This is a genomic window from Providencia sp. 2023EL-00965, from assembly GCF_033550225.1.
Taxonomy (GTDB): Bacteria; Pseudomonadota; Gammaproteobacteria; order Enterobacterales; family Enterobacteriaceae; genus Providencia; species Providencia manganoxydans.
On record NZ_JAWUEH010000040.1, the window covers coordinates 1 to 2,099 of the forward strand.

Genomic DNA, 2,099 nt, shown 5'->3' on the forward strand with positions numbered 1-2,099 from the left:
GTTTAGCTCAAGGAGCTGATTTTCGAGGGGCTAATTTTATGAATATGATAACTACAAGGTCATGGTTTTGTAGTGCTTATATAACCAAGACAAATCTTAGTTACGCTAATTTTTCTAGAGTCATATTAGAAAAGTGCGAACTGTGGGAAAATCGCTGGAATGGCACTGTGATAACTGGCGCCGTGTTTCGTGGCTCCGATCTTTCTTGTGGGGAGTTTTCATCGTTTGATTGGTCTTTGGCTGATTTTACTGGTTGTGATTTAACGGGTGGGGCGCTTGGCGAGCTTGATGCAAGGCGAATTAATTTAGATGGAGTGAAGTTGGATGGAGAGCAGGCGCTTCAGCTTGTTGAGAGTTTAGGTGTTATTGTTCACCGATAAAATCTAGGTAAAAAACGCCTAATGCCCCAATGTGGTACTAATCAAAACGGAGCGAAGCGACATCTTCATCTTGTCTTTGCTTTTCTCCATGATCAGTTATTGGGTCATGGTCTCTTAGCTCGTTAATCTGGCTAAGTTTGGTTAGGTTGGGCTTCTTTCGACACTTCGCAATCCAAGAAATCCCTAGTCCGTTGATTGGTGCTCTTATCAGGTACGCACTGTAATCTTTCGATACCGCAGCGTGATTCGGAGGCAGAGCCGGAATTTCGTTTTCCGGTACGTTTTACTACCACAATTTGCCTGTTTATCCTTTCGGAGACCGGGCTAAGTCCGAGTCAATCAAGTGGCGCATTTGAGTTAATGTCGTTGGATGGTTTTAAGGAAGTCGTGACAAGCGAGCTTCCCATTGCTAAGATTGGATTTGCGAGATCGAAATCTGAGCAATGAATGCGCAAGATTTAGAGTACCAGAGCCCTGTGATGCTGTCACGGGGCTTTGTTACATCTGGAGCCTGATAAACCCCACAAATTCAATCTGCAACGCTCGCCGCAAGATGAAAATTCATTTTTCATCGAGGAAGCGGAAGTGCATCCCATCGTATAAACAAATAAATAACTCCCCGTTCGATAAAAAGAAAACGAGAAAATGGTTAAGAGATTTTGGTGACAATGCAGGATAGACAATCAGGGCTAAAATGCTAGCACTCTACGAGTACCATCATTTTTTGTGATTATCTCCTGAGCCTGCCGCTGGCTCTTTTCTGAAAAATAAACTCATGCAGATTTACCTATATTTTTGTAAAACCGGTCAGCAATAAAAAATTAATCAAACGGGTATCGTTTTTGTTATGCAGGATAGGGATAGTGATCCCAAATGTAGCCACATTTGATTCTATCCCCCCTGAACTTGCAGTTGGCTGTTAAAGCAAAAATGAGTTTAACCTCGATTTTTCAGATTTCCGTTCACCATTAAAAACGCTACCGCCCTCGTTTTACTCGGTTGGTCAAATCACCGATCACCACAAAACAAGTTTGTGCCTTTCGACGATTTCAGCTCAATTTTTCAGTCAATCTGAATGATGTTAAAAACGAACCCAGACGGCACAGAAACCGTTTTAAACTTTCAGCGTGGATTTGGGTGTTTGATAGGGTGATCGTGTCTTAAAATCGTTTTGAGGGGCTTTAATGGGGATGAACGGGCGATTTTTGCTAACTAACTCGCCCGTTTAACATAAAAGGGATTGTATGAATCAATTTTAGCTAGAGTTTAAGGTTGTTCAAATTAATGTACAATGATTGCACTGTATAAATAACCAGGTGTAGCATGTATGGAAAAGCACTTTATCAATGAAAAGTTTTCACGAGATCAATTTACGGGGAATAGAGTTAAAAATATTGCCTTTTCAAATTGTGATTTTTCAGGGGTTGATTTAACTGATACTGAATTTGTTGATTGTAGTTTTTACGACAGGAATAGCTTGGAAGGGTGTGATTTTAATAGAGCCAAACTAAAAAACGCTAGCTTTAAAAGCTGCGATTTATCAATGAGTAATTTTAAAAACATTAGCGCCTTAGGTCTTGAAATTAGTGAGTGTTTAGCTCAAGGAGCTGATTTTCGAGGGGCTAATTTTATGAATATGATAACTACAAGGTCATGGTTTTGTAGTGCTTATATAACCAAGACAAATCTTAGTTACGCTAATTTTTCTAGAGTCATATT

The 2,099-nt window shown here is 40.0% G+C and carries 2 protein-coding genes; both read left to right on the top strand.

The features are described 5' to 3' along the window. Positions 1 to 380 (top strand): pentapeptide repeat-containing protein (locus tag SC428_RS21990; protein ID WP_142743477.1); only part of this gene is annotated, 380 nt, incomplete at its 5' end. 1,327 nt (positions 381 to 1,707) lie between these two features. Beyond that, positions 1,708 to 2,099, top strand: a 392-nt coding sequence (locus SC428_RS21995) for a pentapeptide repeat-containing protein (RefSeq protein WP_318710338.1), incomplete at its 3' end; no start/stop codon positions are given.